Genomic DNA, 15,247 nt, shown 5'->3' on the forward strand with positions numbered 1-15,247 from the left:
GCGCCAACACACAACAGGCGCCCATACATGCGCAGGACAGTATCAATAGACGCTAAGTCTTCCTCCTGCGGGGCCTTGCGGCCCTGACGCGCTACGCCCTTCTTATGCCCACTGGGGCCCGGTGGTGCCGTCGCAGCGAGATCGAGCACGATCTCCATCCCTCTTCCCATCTCCCCAAAGGTGGTTGAGCAGGGATGCGGTGCAAAACCGGCTTCCAGTCTCCGGATGGGACTGAAAAGAAGGGCAAGAACACCCGACGAACACCATCCACATCCCCAATCCACCTGCATGCCTTCCAGACCTTTTGGAGGTCACTGCGTAGCAGGCAAGGCGCAGCGAGCGCCCCCCTGTGTCCCTGCCAGGGGGCGTCTTGCTGTTTGGCGGTTCAAGTCCGCCTGGATTGGTTCGCCCCGCCGCGTGCGGGGCTTTTTTGTGTCCCTCTGACGCTGTGACTTTCATGCCTGCCTCCCGCCTCTACCTGCCAGGTCCACCCCTGTGCCCCCCTGAGCCCGTCCTCCTCAGCAGAAGCGAACGGGATACGCGCCAACCCTCCCTGGTCAGCTATCTGCTACCCACCCACTGGGCCTGCTACTTCATCAACGCTGACCCCACCGGTCTGGAGGATGACCAGATCGCTGCTGCCGATGCCTGGTGGCAGGAAACCTTTTGCTCTCGATTCGCCAACTGCGTCAATGCCGATGAGGAGTACGGCTTTACGGCGTTCCACGACGCTGCCGGCTACTGCCTGGCCACCGACTGCACCATCTACCGCTTCCTCCTATCGGCAGCGGTGCCGGCTGCGCCGGCTGTGGCTTCCCCCGTTGGGGCCCCGGCGACTGCTGGGCCGCCCCCGTTGGCTGCAAGGCCATGAGCGGTTACTGCAAGGTCCGCTTCCGCTGTGCCCGCAGCGGCAACGCCACCGCCGGACTGGTCTTGCCAGTGGATCGCCTGCGAGGCGCCACTTACTCCAGCCTCTCGCGCTATTTCCCGGCCGGTGCCTTTGCCCGCATTCGCTCTCCCTGGCTGGATGTCTCACCACCCTTCGATGAGGCCGCTGACGCCGTGCGGTTCTGTTTCCCCGAGAACGGGCCAGGGCGCTGACGCGTGTGCACACCAGTGAGCGCTCTGGTTTCCTCCTGCCGCTCCACCGCCTCGAGCTGGCTAACCCCCTGCCTCCCTCTCAATTCCCTCCACCGCCTGCTGCGCAGGCTTTTTTCATGCATTTCCACAGCCAGATCACCATCCGCCGCCCCGATGGTTCCCTCTTCCCTCCGATCGGCCTACTCCATGAAGACGATGACGTCCTCTCCGGAATCCTGTTCCTGCAGAGCATGGGCCGCCAGATGGCGTGGCATCGCAATGGCGAGCTCAGCGGCCTCCAGCTCCAGGTCACCCCTGCCCCTCAGCCTGAAAGCGCCCGAACCGGCAGCCGGGAAGCCGCCAGTTTGTCCCCACCGAGCCACAAGGAGCTGGATGACGCCTTCTCCTTCCTCGATTCCCCTGCCTGCTGCCCCAATGGAGCCAAGCGGCCATGAATATCACCGTGCTGACGGGCACCGCCCCCCTGCCGGTACAGCTGACCTGCTTTGACTGCGGCGCCATCCGCGCCGAGCTGCTCCTGCTGGTCCCCGGCGTCACCCCCCGCTGGCACGAAGAGTCCGCCGGTGGCTTCTCAGTGCTGATCGAGGTCTGGGGGAAGCAGGCACAGGAACTCAGTGACAACGCCACCCCCGGCATGCGGCTGGCCGCCTCCGGACGGCTATGCGGGAACCACTGCGGCCTGCGGCTGGTGGTCGATCGCCTCCAGATGCTCAACACATCCCCCTCCTGTCGCTGATCCGTTCAAACGGGCAGGCGGGTGTGAGCCCCGCCCCAGCTGTTGCCGGTCTCTCCCCCGAGGCCGGCTTTTTTGTCCTCTCTGGCGGCCTCCGAGCCGCAGCTGTGAACCCCATGTCCCACGATTTCCACTCCGGTGTCTTCCTCAACAGCCAGCCCGCCTGGCACCGCCTGGGCCTTGTGCTCGACGGCACCCTGCCGGCGCGGGAAGCCTTCCGCCTCGGTGGCGCCGACTTCCATCTCGCCGGCCGCCCCGTCTACGACGCCGACATGCAGCCCATCGATGGCTACCAGGCAATTACAAGGACCGATACCGGCACCACCCTCTCGGTGATGAACGCCACCTATGAGGTGGTGCAAAACGAGCAGTTGATCCGGGTCGCCGAGGCCCTCCATAGCGATGCGGTCATGGATGCGGTCTGCGTCCTGGCCGGCGGCCGCAAGGTGACCTTTACAGCAAGGGTGCGCCAATCAGAAGGGGAGGTGCTCCCCGGTGATCCGGTGAATCAGTACCTGGTCGGCTGCACGAGCCATGACGGCACGATCGCTTTCTCTGTGTTCTTCTCCCCCATCCGGGTGGTCTGCAAGAACACGCTCTCTGCTGCCCTGGGACTTGCCTCAGCAAGTAGCCGGCGCCAGCAGGGCTGCCGCATCCGCCACACCCGCAATGCCAATGCCTTGATCAGCCGGCTCCCTGAGCTGATCGACCTGCAGAGGCAGCAATTCACTGGAGGGCTGACCGAACTGCGGGCGATGGCCGCCGCCCCCTGCACGGCTGCGCAGTTCCGCAGCTATGTCGAGACCCTGTTCGCCGATCAGCTGCGGGGCTCGATCAATGACCGCCGGGGCGATGCGGCGACCAGCCGGCCCAGGCGGCTGGAGGATCTCCCCGCCTGGGAGGGACTGTCCGCCAAGTTCGAAGGCCAGGCCATCGGCAGTGACATCCCGGGCGTGCAGGGATCGATGTGGGGCGCCTACCAGGCGGTGACCGAATACCTCTCCCATGACGCTGGCCGCTCGAGAGATCCAATCGAAGCCGCCCGCCAGCGGCTGGAGGGGCTGTGGTTCGGCAAAGCTGCCTCCACCCTGACCCAGGCCCATGAACTGGCGCTGGCGGCGACCCGCAGCTGAGGGCCTGCGGTCAAGAGGAGGTTCTTACCGCCTGAGGCGGGGCAAAGCCAGAAGAGGAAAGGGCAAGGGCTCTGACCTCCTTGCCGGTGGTGTCCACACCAGCGGCGCTGTGACGACCACCGGTGTGGCTTGATGCTGCCATGGCTTGCGGGGACTTTGGCTGCGTCGGGAGGCGCTGGAGCTTTCCCCCGAGCCCGTAGATCCTGGCGCTCACGAAGCTGTGAACCACCTGAGGTGCGGTGGCGGCGGCCTTTGCCCCGAGCACGTCAGCAGAGGAGGCCTGCGGGCGTTCCTGGGCATCCACCGCGTGTGAGCGTTGAATCCCCCAGGAGGAGACCCTCCACAACAGAGACAAGCCCCAATCGGCCCAACCCATGAACATCAGCACCCAGAGGTGCGCACCATCCCTATGACTTCCTACGAACACAACATCTGGACCACGATTGCCACCTTCTGTCGGGAGCTAGCTCCAATCAGCGGGGCGTTACTTGACTCCATCGGTCAAACGGCAGCAGCTATCGATCGAGCTGGATTCGAATCTCGCTCACTCAGAGCACCGGCAATCCAGAGCCGTCAGCCGGTGCCAACCCCCGAGAACGAAGAAGACGAAGAATGGGACTAATCAAAGTTACAGGCAAATCTCTTAATCACCACCGTGTGCGGTGTGTGGCTGGTTCTCTACCTGGTGATCGACGTCTGCAGCTATAAAGTGGTGGCCTGTGATGTCGTCGACCGAGAGGACCCGGCCATCGCAGCCGATCTGGGGAGCAGCGACTGCCTTAGAGAGCGGATCGACCAGCTTGCGTGGTTCACGAACATCAGAGCAACTCCAGCTCCATCTGCAGCTGCGCGTAGCCGTCAGGCTTCTGCAAGGCTGTGCAGCTGGACCAGCTCAGCCTCTTTGGTCTGCTCCTCGTCCTTGCCATTGGACTTCTTGCTTCTGGTGAAACGTTCCGTGGCACCGTCGAGCAGCTGCCGCTTCCATTGGCTGACCTGGATCGGGTGTACAGCGTGGTGGGCGGCGATCTCCTGGATCGTCTTGCGGCCACTGAACGCCACCATGGCGACCCTGGCCTTGACCTCGGGGCTGTAGGTACGGCGCTTGCTCAACACTGTGAGCCCCCTTTCAGGGGCGATGCCCCACCTCAGAGGTTAACGTTGGGGGCTGTCCAGAAAAACCAGTCCACCTCTCGGTGGGCAGTTGATCGACCATGGCCTCCAGCCCTACGTCCCGCGCTTTTTCCGTTTCTGGAGACCTGGAGTCTGGGGCGGCCAGGCCACCGAGCCAGCTGCCGCCGCCTTCAGGGCGGCCCTGATCCAGGCTCTGGTGGGTCCAGGGGGTTTCCGCGCAAGCGTTCATCAGCAGGGGCACCATCAAAGCCCGATCCCGCAGCCATTGGGCCAGGGCACCGGCCAGGGAAAGGTATTGGTGCACAAGGCGATCGCGTTGAGAGAGAGGGCGCATCGTGAGTTTGCGCAGGACGCGCCCCCCCATCCGCAGCACCGCGTTGGGACCATCGGGGGAAGACCAAGCCAGCACCACGACGCCCACTCAACCCGCGTGCTGTGCCAGCAAGACCCCGACAGGTGCTCCTGAACGACCACCGCCCCAGCTACCGCGCAACCAAGGCGCTGAACCCCACCGGGGAGTGACAAAGACCCGACCGCTGTGCGCAGCAGCTACGGCCTGCTCGACGCTTCAACCAGCTCCAGCACACCTCCAGCAGCATCCCCCACCCGCGCCACGAGCGGGCGCAGCGAAACCCCGAGCAGGCGCGAGAAGGTGGAGCGGAGCCCACAGTCGCTGGAAACCACCAACAGCAGAGCGAGCAGCAGCAAGGTTGGCCAGAAGAAGCGGCATCAGCCCCATAGGCACTACCGCTTCACTAGCTGTGTTCAGAGTGGCGCGCTTCCAAGCTGTAGGTAAAAGGGTGGAGAAAGGAGAGGAGCGGATCACAAGCCTTCCCGCCTCCTGAGAATGGTTCTCAACAGGGTGGGCTCTTTTCCGCCAAGATGTGGCGAAGAAATATCCCTTGTTTTATGCCGCTGGGCGCATTTTTCTTGCGCGTTCCGGCACCGCGCCAGTTTTGTCTTCCCCTGGCGATGGGGCTCATAGCGCTTTCTCTCACCAGCTGCTCTGAACCGTCAGGACCGCCGAGAGGCGGCGCGTTGCCGGTGCAGACAGAACCTGCCCAGCTGGCAACCTTCAGCACCAGCGTCGAAACGGTGAGCAGCCTGGAGGCGCCAGATCTGGTGCAGCTTTCCGCCCAGGCGGACGGCAGGATCGAGAGGATCTTGGTGCGCCAGGGTAGCCAGGTTCAAAAGGGTGATTTGCTGCTGGTGCTGGATCAGGAGCAGCAGAAGGCCGACGTGATCAACCTGCGGGCCAAGGCCGCCAGTGACCAGCTCAACTATGAACGTTATGAGTCGCTGGTACGCCAAGGGGCCGCCAGCCCGATCCAGCGGGACCAGTTTCGACAGGAGTCAATCGCCTCTCGGGAGGCCCTGATCGCCAGGGAAGCTGACCGCCGATTCCGCAATCTGCGTGCACCGATCAGCGGTACCGTTGCCGACCTGCAAGTGAAGCAGGGTGATGTGATCACGAGCGGTGACCCCTTCACCAAGTTGGTGAGCAACGATCGGTTGATGGTCAGGATTGAGGTGCCAACGGTCTACGCCGAACGGGTGCGGCTCGGCCAGACCGTGCTCCTCAGCGATCCGGCCACCGACCAGCCCTTGGCCAACGGCCTTGTGCAATCGATCGATCCAGTGGTCGGCGATGGCAGTCAGACGCTGCTAGCGAAAGCCGAGTTCGACAATCGTGGCGGCCGCTTACGCAGCGGCGTCAAGGTACGTACGAAATTGGTACTGGAGCAGAACCAGCAACTCTCGGTTCCCTTCAAGGCGGTGCAGCAGCTCCCCGGCCAGAACTTTGTGTTCATCACAGGAACCCTTGCCCAGCTCCGCGCGAACCCTGACAGGGCCGATCTGGCCTCACTCGCCAAGCTACCGGCTACCACCCTTGTAGCCCTGCAGCGTCCTGTGGTGCTCGGGCCACTCCAGAACAACCGCTTTCCTGTGCTCAGCGGCATCAGCCCCGGAGAGGCCGTGATCACTTCAAACCTCATCAACCTCCGCCACGGCGTACCGATCAAGCCCAGGTCCTAAACCGCCACCTGCCGCATGTCGCTCTCGAACCAATTCATCCGGAGACCGGTGCTTACGGCGGTCTGCAGCTTGTTGATTGTGATTGCTGGGCTGATCTCGATTCCGCTCTTGCCCGTAGAGAACCTGCCAGACATCGCACCGCCCACTGTGCGCGTGTCCGCCAGCTATGCAGGTGGCGATGCGATCAGTGTCGAGCAGGGTGTTACCTCCGTGCTGGAACAGCAGATCAACGGCGTAGAGGGCATGGAGTACATCACCTCCAGCAGCGCGTCGGATGGAAGCAGCGCGATCACTGTTGCCTTCAAAAACGGCAGCGACAGGAACATCAACCAGGTGAACGTGCAGAACCGGGTGGGTTTGGCAGAGCCACAGCTGCCTGATGAGGTACGCCAGTCTGGTGTCACGGTTAACAAGGCTTCCACCTCAATTCTGCTCGTCTACATCTTCGGCAGTACCGATACCAAGCAGCCCTATAGCGTCGAGACGATCAGTGGTTTACTGGACCAGGGCCTCACCGACGAGATCAAACGGGTGACGGGAGTCGGTGATGTGACTTACTTCGGCTCCCGCAAGCTCGCCATCCGCCTCTGGCTCAACCCAGTAAGCCTGGCTGTGAATGGCTTGACAGCCAACGACGTGGTGGATGCTTTGACAAGCCAGAACCGGCTGGTGCCGGCTGGCCAGATCGGCAGCTCTCCAGCTGCTGCCGAGCAGGAATATACCTTCAGCGTGGAACTGCAGGGACGGCTCACCTCTGTAACGGAGTTCGAGAACATGATCGTTCGCAAGACTCCAAGCGGCGGTCTTGTTCGCCTCAAAGATGTTGGCCGGGTCTCCTTGGGAGGCGAGAGCTATGACGTCAGCAGCACCGATCTACAAGGCGTTCCGTCGGTGGGTATGGCTGTCTATCAGCTCAGTGGCAGCAACGCCCTTGAGGTTTCCACCGGCGTCAAGAGGGTACTCGAGAGTTTCGCCAGCACCCTGCCCGTAGGGGTGAAGATGGAGAAAGTCTATGACAACAGCGATTTCATCAACGCGTCCATTGAAGGCGTGGTGGCGGCCCTGCGGGACGCCATCGTGCTGGTGGTGCTGATCCTGTTTCTGTTCCTGCAGGATTGGAGGGCGACGTTGGTGCCAACAATCGCCATTCCTGTATCGCTGATCGGCACCTTCGCTGTGGCCAAACTGGTCGGCTTGTCACTCAACCAACTGACCCTGTTCGGACTGGTTTTGGCGACCGGGCTGGTGGTTGATGACGCCATCGTGGTAATCGAAGACACCGTGAGTAAAGAGCGTTCTGGCCTGAACGCCCTCGCAGCTGCGCAGGCCGCTATGAGCGAGCTCTTCGGCGCAATCCTCGCCACCTCGCTGGTGTTGATCGCCGTATTCGTGCCGGTGCTGTTTTTCCCTGGTGCGACTGGAACGATCTACAAACAGTTTGGGGTCACGATTATGGCAGCGATTACCATCTCCACCTTCAACGCCCTTACATTCTCACCGATGCTCTCGGCCGTGCTGCTAGACCGCTTTGACGCTGCTCCAGGCCGTTCCAATTACGCCATCGGCGGAACCACCCTGGCCTTCATCTTCGGGGTGTTGCTCAGCGGCGGCGGCGTCCTCACGATTCTGGGGGCCCTCGTAATCGGAACACTCCTGGGCTACGGCCTGAGCAAGCTCACCGGGTGGCCGCTGATGCTGCCACTGGCCGTAGCCGGTGCCCTTACCGGCATGCTGATCGGCGGGGTGGACCGTCCTCTCAGCGTGGTGCTCTGCACCGCACTGGGCCTGCTGGTGAGCTGGTTCACACCCCAGATCTTCAACCGCTTCAACCTGATCTATGCCTTGATGGAGCGTTGTTATCACATCGGCCTGGACTGGGTGCTCCACCGTCGGCATCTGGTAATGGGCCTGTTGCTGGGGGGCATTATTTTCACTGGGGTGGCCTTCACGGCGATCCCCACAGGTTTCGTGCCTGTGGAGGATCAAGGCTATGCCCTTGGCATTCTGCAGGCTCCGGAAGGGACCTCGCTTCCAAATACCGAGCGCATCAACCAACGGGTGGCTGAGATCCTGCGCGGAGAACCGGAGATCGCCACTGCGGCGTTGTTCAGTGGAGCTGGCTTTGAAGGCAACACCCCCAACCGAGGATTCTTCTTTTTCGGGTTGAAACCATGGGAGGAGCGCCGTAGAGCCGATCAGAGTGCTGCGGCGGTTGTGGGGCGCCTGAATGGAAAACTGTCGGTGATAGAGGACGCCCGTATGATCGTCATCGAGCCTCCGCCAATTCGCGGCTATGGCAACTCGGGCGGCTTTGAATTCCAGTTGCTGGATAAGACCGCCGGCGCCCTGGATCTGTCCAAGTTTGCCGGAGCTGCTGACGAGCTGATCGGAAAGGCCAATGCCAATGACGCCTTTGAAGTTGCTTTTACCCAGTTCTCGGCCGTCTCACCGAAGCTGCGGGTTCAGGTGGATCGTGATCGCATGGCGGCTCTGGATGTGGATTTCGGCAAGGCGATGCAGGCCTTCAGCGTGACCATGGGTGGGAGTTATGTGAACGATACGTTCCAGTCCGGCAAGGTTCGCCGTGTCTACGTGCAAGCCGACCAAGGCTTCCGCGCCACCCCAGAACGGCTGAACTCGCTGTACGTGAACAACAGCGCTGGCAAATCGATTGTCCTCTCGGAGTTCTTCCGTGTGGAACCCACCACCGGCCCTTCAGTGATTCCCCACTTCAACCTCTACCGTGCCATCAAGATTGAAGGAAAGGCGGCGCCGGGCCGCAGTTCAGGTGAGGCCATCAACAGGATGGAAAACTTGTTCCGCGGCTTGCAGATCAACGGACTCGGATACGACTGGACTGGCATTTCCCGAGAGGAGATCAAAGCCGGTTCTCTGGCACTCGCGATCTTTGCTCTAGGCATCCTGGTGGTCTACCTGGTCCTGGCAGCCCAGTATGAAAGCGTCAGCGATCCGCTGATCGTGCTGATGACCGTGCCTACCGCCATGCTAGGGGCCATGCTGTTTCTGAGCTTGCGGGGTGAGGTCCTGAATGTCTATGCCCAGGTGGGTCTGGTGATGCTGATTGGCCTGGCCGCCAAGAACGGGATTCTGATCGTCGATCTGGCGAATCAGCGACTCGCTGGGGGCGTTGTTGTGCTGGAAGCCGCCCGGGAGTCGGCCCGATCGAGACTGCGTCCCATCCTGATGACCGCCATCGCATCGCTGCTGGGATTCCTACCCCTGGTTTTCTCCAGCGGAGCTGGTGCCCGTAGCCAGATTTCCCTCGGTACGGTTGTTTTCGGTGGCCTCGCCGTCGCCACTGTGTTGTCACTGTTCGTGGTGCCTGTGTTCTATGTGGAACTCAAAAGCTGGCTCGGGCACCAAGCTCTAAAGACTGATGACAAGTAGATCTGAAGGCAACGAAGCTGCTTGCCCAAAGTTGTCATGCTTGACCCAGCCACGGCTATATCCAGGAACTGCAGGTTGTAGGAGTCGCTACTTGCTTGATGGATATCTGAGTGTGGCTCTGGACAGGGTTTGCAGGCCCAGAAGTTGGGCCCAAAATGGTGTCATCTTGACGAGATTTGCAAGCAGGGACGATTGTTATCAGTTGAGCCTCGACAGTAGCCAGGCCCGCGGTCTCTCGCCGATGTTCAGCCGCAGAATTCGCTGCCCTGAGTTCAAGGCCTGTTTGACCATGTTGGTCATTGATGGACGCAAAGACCTTTTTCGGCTTGCTGCCGACTACCCGGTATGACGATCAGGCTGAGCCACTGGGAAAAGGAGATGCTGAAGTTGTGGAACATCCGTTCTGTGGTCAAGACATCGGCGCCACGGGCGGTGATGTCCTGACCCCGAGCAGGAGCGAGCGGGTGGAGCGGAGCCCGCAGGCGCTGGGGAACCTCAAGGTGTGGTTTCCCACCAGGTTGTTCATGCTTCCAACTGGGCGAGCCGCTGCTGGGGGATGAGACCACCCAGGGTCTTTTGGCTCCCATAGCTGTTTTGGATCCGCATCACGCACGACCGAAGTGGCCGGCATTCAAGCGGCCAGCAAACCGATCTCAGGCCACAATTGGAGCTGGAGTTTCCCTGGCGCGGCATGCTTCATCTTGATCTCCCTACACGCGACGATCTCGCTGCGCTGGCCAAGCGACGCCACGATCCCAGCGTGTCGATCGTGCTGCCCACCACACCGATCACCCCGAACACGGACGTGGACCGGCTTGAGTTCCGCGCCCTGGCCGGTGAGGCGATCCTCCAGCTGGAAGCCGCGGGCACCGATCGGGCCGCATTGGAAGCCCTGAGCGAATCCTTCGATGATTTGATCGATGACGACGAGTTCTGGCGCTTCCAGGCCCACGCTGTGGTGGTCTACGCCACGCCGGAGAATCTGATCAGCTACCGCCTACCGACGACCGTCGAACCGCTGGTGGCGGTCTCTGACCGGTTCCACCTCAAACCCCTTCTCCGCGCAACCACCTTCGGCAACACCTGCTACGTGCTGGCGCTAGCGGAGGGCGGGGTCCGGCTGATCGAAGTCTCCGCCGATCTGCCGGCCGCGAACGTGAGGCTGGCTGATCTGCCCACCGATGCCGCCTCGGCGGCAGGTAAGGCCAGCATCAACGACCGTTCCCCCAGCGGCCGGCTCACGGGCTCGGAAGGCAAGAAGGTGCGGCTGCGCCAGTACGCCCGCCTGGTGGATCAGGCGCTCCGTGAGCGTTTGGCCGGCCAGATGATCCCGCTGGTCCTCGCCGCTGTCGACAGCCTCGGGGCGATCTACCGCTCGGTGAACACCTATCCCCACCTGGCGCCCATCGGCATCGAGGGCAGCCCCGAGCGCCTTTCCGATGCGGAGCTCGCCGAGGCCTCCCGCGCCGTGCTCGACGACATGAACCGCCAGTGGATCGCCGATTGGCGGGATCAGTTCGCTGTGCGCGGGAGCGAGGGTCGTGCCAGCAGCGATGTGGCTCAAGTCGCCCGTGCCGCCACCTTCGAAGCGGTCCAGAGCCTGATGGTGGACATGGACCGGGTGATGAACGGGCGGATCGACGAAATCGACGGCCGCATTGACGAGGCGGAGATCGCCGGCGCAGACAGCTACGGCGTGTACGACGAGATCGCCCGGCGGGTGCTGCTCTCGGGTGGTGAAGTGCTGGCGGTTCGGCAGGAGGATCTACCCGATGACGCTGGCGTCGCCGCGATCCTGCGCTACGCCCTCTGAGTCAATGGCCATGCCCTGCCAGGTCGGGGCAATGGCAGTGAGTTGCGAAGGCTGACCCCGCAGATCACCACAACCCCGTCAAGCTCACTCCCCCTTGTCCGCTGAACAACCTGTTGTGACTACCCATCCAGGCGCTGCTTGACGAGCAGCACGTCACGCCTGAGGGGGGTTAGAGGGGCCGCAGCCCCTCAGGCGTTAGTGCAGCTCCCAGCTGCGTTCACAGCGCCTTAGCTCCAGCTCGATCGCGAGCCGGCGAGGAAAGGTCTGCAGGGGCCAGATCAGTCCAGCCAACCAGCGCAGTTGTCGCGTGTGGCGGTAGAGCCACTTCCAGCAGGTGATCTTGAACGAGCGGCTTTTCATGGCTGAGGCGCCAAAGAACACCGCTCCCGCAACCCGGGGCCGGGTTCGTCAAGGGGGCCGCAGGCCCTTGCAACGCCCTTGACGGACCAGGCCGCAGACCCAGAGGCGCAGCCAAAGAACACCCTGCCCACCGGGTTACGGTCTGCGGTGTCTGGCGAAGCGGCCATGAAACTGCCGCGTCAGGGCTCCTCGAAGGGATAGAAGCCCGGCTGCTCCTCCACCTGCTGGCGGTCCAGATAGGGATTGGACGACCAGCTATCCCAGGCCGAACCCAGCAGCCCCTGGTCGGTAGCCGGTAGTGAAAGCTCAGCCTGCAGGCACTCCGGCTCAGGCTCCTGCCAGCCTTGAGCGCAAGCGACCTGCCAGGCGTCGATCGTGGCGGCCGTCTGAGGGTCGGTGGTTGCAGGTTGGAGTGGAGTCGGCTCAATGGAAGGAACGGCGTAGAACACCGTCCCCAGCCAGCGTCTGCTGCAACTCAGGCAGGGGGAGCGTCAGGTCCAACGCGCAGCCCTTGCCGGTTGCCGCCGCCACCCCGGTCCCAACCGGGCCGGTGGGGTGCTGGTGAACAATCGGAGCAGGGTTAGACGTTCGGGTGGAGGGGATCACCAGACGGACACCTGCTGCCTGGCCAAAGGATTGGCGTTAGTTGACGAGCCGAATGGCATGACCTGAGCGATACCGCTATCGCGTCCTGCCCTGGAGCAGGCATCTGGTCGGTGGTGGTCACCGGCTGATTGCTCTGTAACAGAAGTTCCACCACCGAACCCCCGCCGAGACATTGACCTTGGGCAATTTAAACAACAGAATCATTTAACTTTTTGCCAGTCACCAGCCAGAGCAAAAGGGCTTGGTACGACAACAGCTGGTCCATGAATGCCGCGCCACTGTCGGTGGTGGGATCGATCGCTGCAGGGTTGAACCATCACACCAAGCGAGCTGAGTTCAGCTGCATCAGCCAAGCAAGAGTACTTGGCAGGGAAACAGCACAAACAACTTAACACTTGAGTAGGCAGGAAGACTCATTTCATGGGTGTTTGAAACACCATGTTCGTATGGTGGAGATATCCGCAGAAGAAAGGACCATGGCTCGCTCGACCTACCCAGTTTCCCATTCGGCTGATCAGCTCCCCGCCGGGAACGGCATGGCTCATGGGCTGCAGGTACCAGAAATGGATAGTTCCCAGGAGAAGAAATGGGATTCTGTGGAAGCGTATTTTGAATGCATCACCACCTGCTCCCTCGACGACGGAGAGTGTGTCACCCACTGCGTGGAGGAACTACGTGAACATCATTGACTGGTTTTCCAAGCCGTCCTCTTTGCGTGTTGGTAAGAACGCAGCTCAGTGAGACCTTGGGCAATGGCATCAGCCAGTCGTGAGCCCGTTGTAGGGCGAGCTATCGGTCGTCGCCGTGGGGCTTGGGATTGTGGAATGGATACCATTGAACAAAAGGATGCTGCAGTATGACCTCATTGTTTCTAAGTTGCGGCAGCATCCCCCGACTTCATCGGCAGGCAGGGCCAGAAAGTGAAGCCTGAGGTGATCAGGTGCTTGGAGACTTAGGAGGAGATTGATCGTTCAGCTGGTAGTAATCATTTGGAAGTATGCCATGAATATTCCAGCTCCTAGCAACAGAGCAAGCGGCAGTCACTCGGTGTTTCACAGTCGCTTGTCCCCCCGCACGACGCACCGAATTAAACCCATTCAGCCAGCTCCACGGTGATTCCATCTGGTCCGCAGAGCAAAACGAGCTTTCGGCTATGGAAGGTCATGACCTCGTTCCGTAGCTTGATGCCCGCAGCTTTCAGCCTCTCCACTTCAGCATCCAGGTTATCTACCGTAAAGCAGATATGGTTGAACCCCAGGTTGGTGAGGCTGTCAGTCGTTGGAGCGGGCAGTGGAACAGGCTGACGGTACTTCAGCAGTTGTACTTCGATGCGCGGTGAGATGTTCTCCAAAGCAAGTGTGATGTGTTCTGCTTCAATGCCATCCACCCCCATGTAACTGGAGAATACGGGACCCTTGATCACTACTGACTTGTTCTCCTTGAAGCCCAGGAGCCCGAAAAAGTGCTTGGCCGCTTCAACATCACTGATCACAACTGTGATGTGGTCAAAGTATTTAATCATGGGGGTTTCAACTGTGGATGGAAGAGCTTTTTTATTCCTCACCACTACCAGTGAAGCGGCTGGTGGATCATTTATGCAAGCGCGGACCAAGCTGCCTGCTCGATCAGCCAGGGTCGTTTTCTACAGCCTCTGGTAGTACCAGCTCCACAGCTCGCCTGGCCTCACCCAGCACCTGGAACAACACCTGTGGAGTTTCCCGGAGCAGGTCCAGCCAGTGCCCCAGGTATGCCGCGTGGTTTTCAAGGGCACTGCCGATCTCCAACCGGTCCCCCAGCAGGACTGAACCGAGTTCCGCCACCAGTTCTTCTCGGGCATAGGCCCGAGAACCAAACCGCCCGCTCAGATCCCGCTGGAGGCAGCTGGCGTGCCTCGTGGAGTGGATCACCTCCTGGGCCCAGGTGGCGTAGAACCCAGCGGCGGAGTGAAAGGCAGCGCGCTCCGGCAGCTGGATCCGATCGATCTGGGGGAGGTAGCAGGCGCGTTCACCACCAAAGCTGAGCGGTACCGGCCAGGCCCCCAGCAGATCTTCTGCTGCAGCCAGGCGGTCTGGTTCACTGCGCTCCGCCCCAGCTGCTTCTGCTTGCCTCTGCTCCACCCAACCAGCAAGGGCGTCACCTTCCAGGTCGATCGCGTTGAACACCACCACGGGCCGGAAGCTCATCCATACCCGGTCTGTAGGCGCGTCGTCCGGCTTGATGCCTGGGGTGGCTGTCGATGCGTCCAGGCTCCCCGACCGCTCCGTGTCACCTGCCACCCGGTTCACCTGCGGCCTCAGGATCCGCACCCCCTGAGAGCCCTTGCGGGTGAACATCCCCAAAGCCTTGGCCTCAGCAAACCCGCACCAGTAGGGCAGCGCTGAAGCCCTCAGGTGCATCCCGAAGGTCAACAGGATCGGGTTCGCTCCCTGGTAGCGATGCCCTGAGAGCAGGTTGACGTGGTGCCCACCACCAGAGGCGTCCCACTCCCTCCGCCAGGGCGTAGTGCCAGCCTCCAGCAGCTGGATGATCGCCTCCACCAGCTTCTCTGTAGAAGAAGCCTCTCCCTGCCGGTGGTTGCTTCTGGAGCGGGACTTGGACCGGGAGCGGGAGGAAGAAGAAACAGCAGCCATCAGGCAACAGCACAGGACCCGAAGCACCAGCACGGCCAGCAGCAAGGGCTGGCCCAGGCACTAAGGCACAAGCCAGTGCCCCAGGCGCTTCGCGCGGAAGGCGGGCCAGCTTGCGTCAGCCCTTGTGCGGCCGCGCATGCTGAGGAACCCTGCGCTTGATGACATGAACCAGGAAGACGTCCCCCTTGACATTCATCTGGAGGGAAAAGATGCCAGCGCCAACCACACATCTGTTGGCTAGCCCATAGTCGCCAGAAACCCCGATCCCGCCCCGCCAGAGCTCATCAGCAGGCGG

General features: G+C 61.6%; 15 protein-coding genes. 9 read left to right on the forward strand and 6 right to left on the reverse strand.

Annotation, left to right across the window (positions count from 1 at the left end; genetic code table 11):
* The first annotated feature begins 457 nt into the window (after positions 1-457).
* The 5 genes from ACWJI3_RS03330 to ACWJI3_RS03350 all read left to right on the forward strand — a co-directional run bounded on the left by ACWJI3_RS03330 (position 458) and on the right by ACWJI3_RS03350 (position 2,967).
* Entirely contained in the window at positions 458-871 is a 414-nt protein-coding gene (locus ACWJI3_RS03330) for a DUF6926 domain-containing protein (RefSeq protein WP_480202881.1), read from the forward strand.
* Positions 868-1,101: a hypothetical protein gene (locus ACWJI3_RS03335; RefSeq protein WP_480202882.1), complete on the forward strand. Its 234-nt coding sequence runs from the start codon at positions 868-870 to the stop codon at positions 1,099-1,101. Before ACWJI3_RS03330 ends, ACWJI3_RS03335 begins: the two co-directional genes overlap by 4 nt.
* A gap of 116 nt (positions 1,102-1,217) precedes the next feature.
* A complete protein-coding gene (locus ACWJI3_RS03340; RefSeq protein WP_480202883.1) occupies positions 1,218-1,535 on the forward strand; it encodes a hypothetical protein in 318 nt (105 codons plus the stop codon).
* Positions 1,532-1,837, forward strand: coding sequence for a single stranded DNA-binding domain-containing protein (locus ACWJI3_RS03345; RefSeq protein ID WP_480202884.1), 306 nt, complete (start codon positions 1,532-1,534; stop codon positions 1,835-1,837). Before ACWJI3_RS03340 ends, ACWJI3_RS03345 begins: the two co-directional genes overlap by 4 nt.
* Positions 1,838-1,950: 113 nt before the next feature.
* Positions 1,951-2,967, forward strand: coding sequence for a DUF932 domain-containing protein (locus ACWJI3_RS03350; RefSeq protein WP_480202885.1), 1,017 nt, complete (start codon positions 1,951-1,953; stop codon positions 2,965-2,967).
* An 858-nt stretch (positions 2,968-3,825) separates the two neighbouring features.
* On the opposite strand, the gene ACWJI3_RS03355 is transcribed toward ACWJI3_RS03350, so the two are convergent.
* Both ACWJI3_RS03355 and ACWJI3_RS03360 read right to left on the reverse strand, forming a co-directional pair.
* The gene (locus ACWJI3_RS03355; protein WP_480202886.1) at positions 3,826-4,077 is read right to left on the reverse strand and encodes a transposase; all 252 of its coding nucleotides are present in this window, start codon (positions 4,075-4,077) and stop codon (positions 3,826-3,828) included.
* A 570-nt stretch (positions 4,078-4,647) separates the two neighbouring features.
* Complete coding sequence (locus ACWJI3_RS03360; RefSeq protein ID WP_255100961.1) at positions 4,648-4,806, reverse strand: hypothetical protein; 159 nt, start codon at positions 4,804-4,806, stop codon at positions 4,648-4,650.
* A 336-nt stretch (positions 4,807-5,142) separates the two neighbouring features.
* Between ACWJI3_RS03360 and ACWJI3_RS03365 the strand changes: the two genes are divergently transcribed.
* From ACWJI3_RS03365 to ACWJI3_RS03375, 3 genes are all read left to right on the forward strand, one after another.
* Positions 5,143-6,135, forward strand: a complete 993-nt coding sequence (locus ACWJI3_RS03365; RefSeq protein ID WP_255100960.1) for an efflux RND transporter periplasmic adaptor subunit — start codon at positions 5,143-5,145, stop codon at positions 6,133-6,135.
* Between the two features lie 15 nt (positions 6,136-6,150).
* On the forward strand, positions 6,151-9,543 hold the full coding sequence (locus ACWJI3_RS03370; protein ID WP_480202887.1) for an efflux RND transporter permease subunit: 3,393 nt from the start codon (positions 6,151-6,153) through the stop codon (positions 9,541-9,543).
* 664 nt (positions 9,544-10,207) lie between these two features.
* On the forward strand, positions 10,208-11,356 hold the full coding sequence (locus ACWJI3_RS03375; protein ID WP_480202888.1) for a baeRF11 domain-containing protein: 1,149 nt from the start codon (positions 10,208-10,210) through the stop codon (positions 11,354-11,356).
* Positions 11,357-11,551: 195 nt separating this feature from the next.
* Here ACWJI3_RS03375 and ACWJI3_RS03380 read toward each other — a convergent pair whose 3' ends face one another.
* On the reverse strand, positions 11,552-11,716 hold the full coding sequence (locus ACWJI3_RS03380) for a hypothetical protein (RefSeq protein ID WP_255100957.1): 165 nt from the start codon (positions 11,714-11,716) through the stop codon (positions 11,552-11,554).
* A gap of 179 nt (positions 11,717-11,895) precedes the next feature.
* A complete protein-coding gene (locus tag ACWJI3_RS03385) occupies positions 11,896-12,165 on the reverse strand; it encodes a hypothetical protein (protein WP_480202889.1) in 270 nt (89 codons plus the stop codon).
* Positions 12,166-12,768: 603 nt separating this feature from the next.
* Here ACWJI3_RS03385 and ACWJI3_RS03390 point away from each other — a divergent pair.
* On the forward strand, positions 12,769-13,011 hold the full coding sequence (locus ACWJI3_RS03390) for a hypothetical protein (RefSeq protein ID WP_480202999.1): 243 nt from the start codon (positions 12,769-12,771) through the stop codon (positions 13,009-13,011).
* A 398-nt stretch (positions 13,012-13,409) separates the two neighbouring features.
* On the opposite strand, the gene ACWJI3_RS03395 is transcribed toward ACWJI3_RS03390, so the two are convergent.
* Complete coding sequence (locus tag ACWJI3_RS03395) at positions 13,410-13,844, reverse strand: VOC family protein (protein WP_480202890.1); 435 nt, start codon at positions 13,842-13,844, stop codon at positions 13,410-13,412.
* Between the two features lie 103 nt (positions 13,845-13,947).
* Positions 13,948-14,952, reverse strand: coding sequence for an ArdC family protein (locus tag ACWJI3_RS03400; RefSeq protein WP_480202891.1), 1,005 nt, complete (start codon positions 14,950-14,952; stop codon positions 13,948-13,950).
* Between the last annotated feature and the right edge of the window lie 295 nt (positions 14,953-15,247).

The organism is Marcopretia estuarina LEGE 06307, from assembly GCF_056633115.1.

Excerpts from the sequence above, each read along its gene's own strand:
- ACWJI3_RS03380 (WP_255100957.1), bottom strand. The coding sequence starts at position 11,716 with ATGAAAAGCCGCTCGTTCAAGATCACCTGCTGGAAGTGGCTCTACCGC.
- ACWJI3_RS03400 (WP_480202891.1), bottom strand. The coding sequence starts at position 14,952 with ATGGCTGCTGTTTCTTCTTCCTCCCGCTCCCGGTCCAAGTCCCGCTCC.
- ACWJI3_RS03395 (WP_480202890.1), bottom strand. The coding sequence starts at position 13,844 with ATGATTAAATACTTTGACCACATCACAGTTGTGATCAGTGATGTTGAA.
- ACWJI3_RS03335 (WP_480202882.1), top strand. The coding sequence starts at position 868 with ATGAGCGGTTACTGCAAGGTCCGCTTCCGCTGTGCCCGCAGCGGCAAC.
- ACWJI3_RS03370 (WP_480202887.1), top strand. The coding sequence starts at position 6,151 with ATGTCGCTCTCGAACCAATTCATCCGGAGACCGGTGCTTACGGCGGTC.
- ACWJI3_RS03390 (WP_480202999.1), top strand. The coding sequence starts at position 12,769 with ATGGTGGAGATATCCGCAGAAGAAAGGACCATGGCTCGCTCGACCTAC.
- ACWJI3_RS03350 (WP_480202885.1), top strand. The coding sequence starts at position 1,951 with ATGTCCCACGATTTCCACTCCGGTGTCTTCCTCAACAGCCAGCCCGCC.
- ACWJI3_RS03330 (WP_480202881.1), top strand. The coding sequence starts at position 458 with ATGCCTGCCTCCCGCCTCTACCTGCCAGGTCCACCCCTGTGCCCCCCT.
- ACWJI3_RS03340 (WP_480202883.1), top strand. The coding sequence starts at position 1,218 with ATGCATTTCCACAGCCAGATCACCATCCGCCGCCCCGATGGTTCCCTC.
- ACWJI3_RS03345 (WP_480202884.1), top strand. The coding sequence starts at position 1,532 with ATGAATATCACCGTGCTGACGGGCACCGCCCCCCTGCCGGTACAGCTG.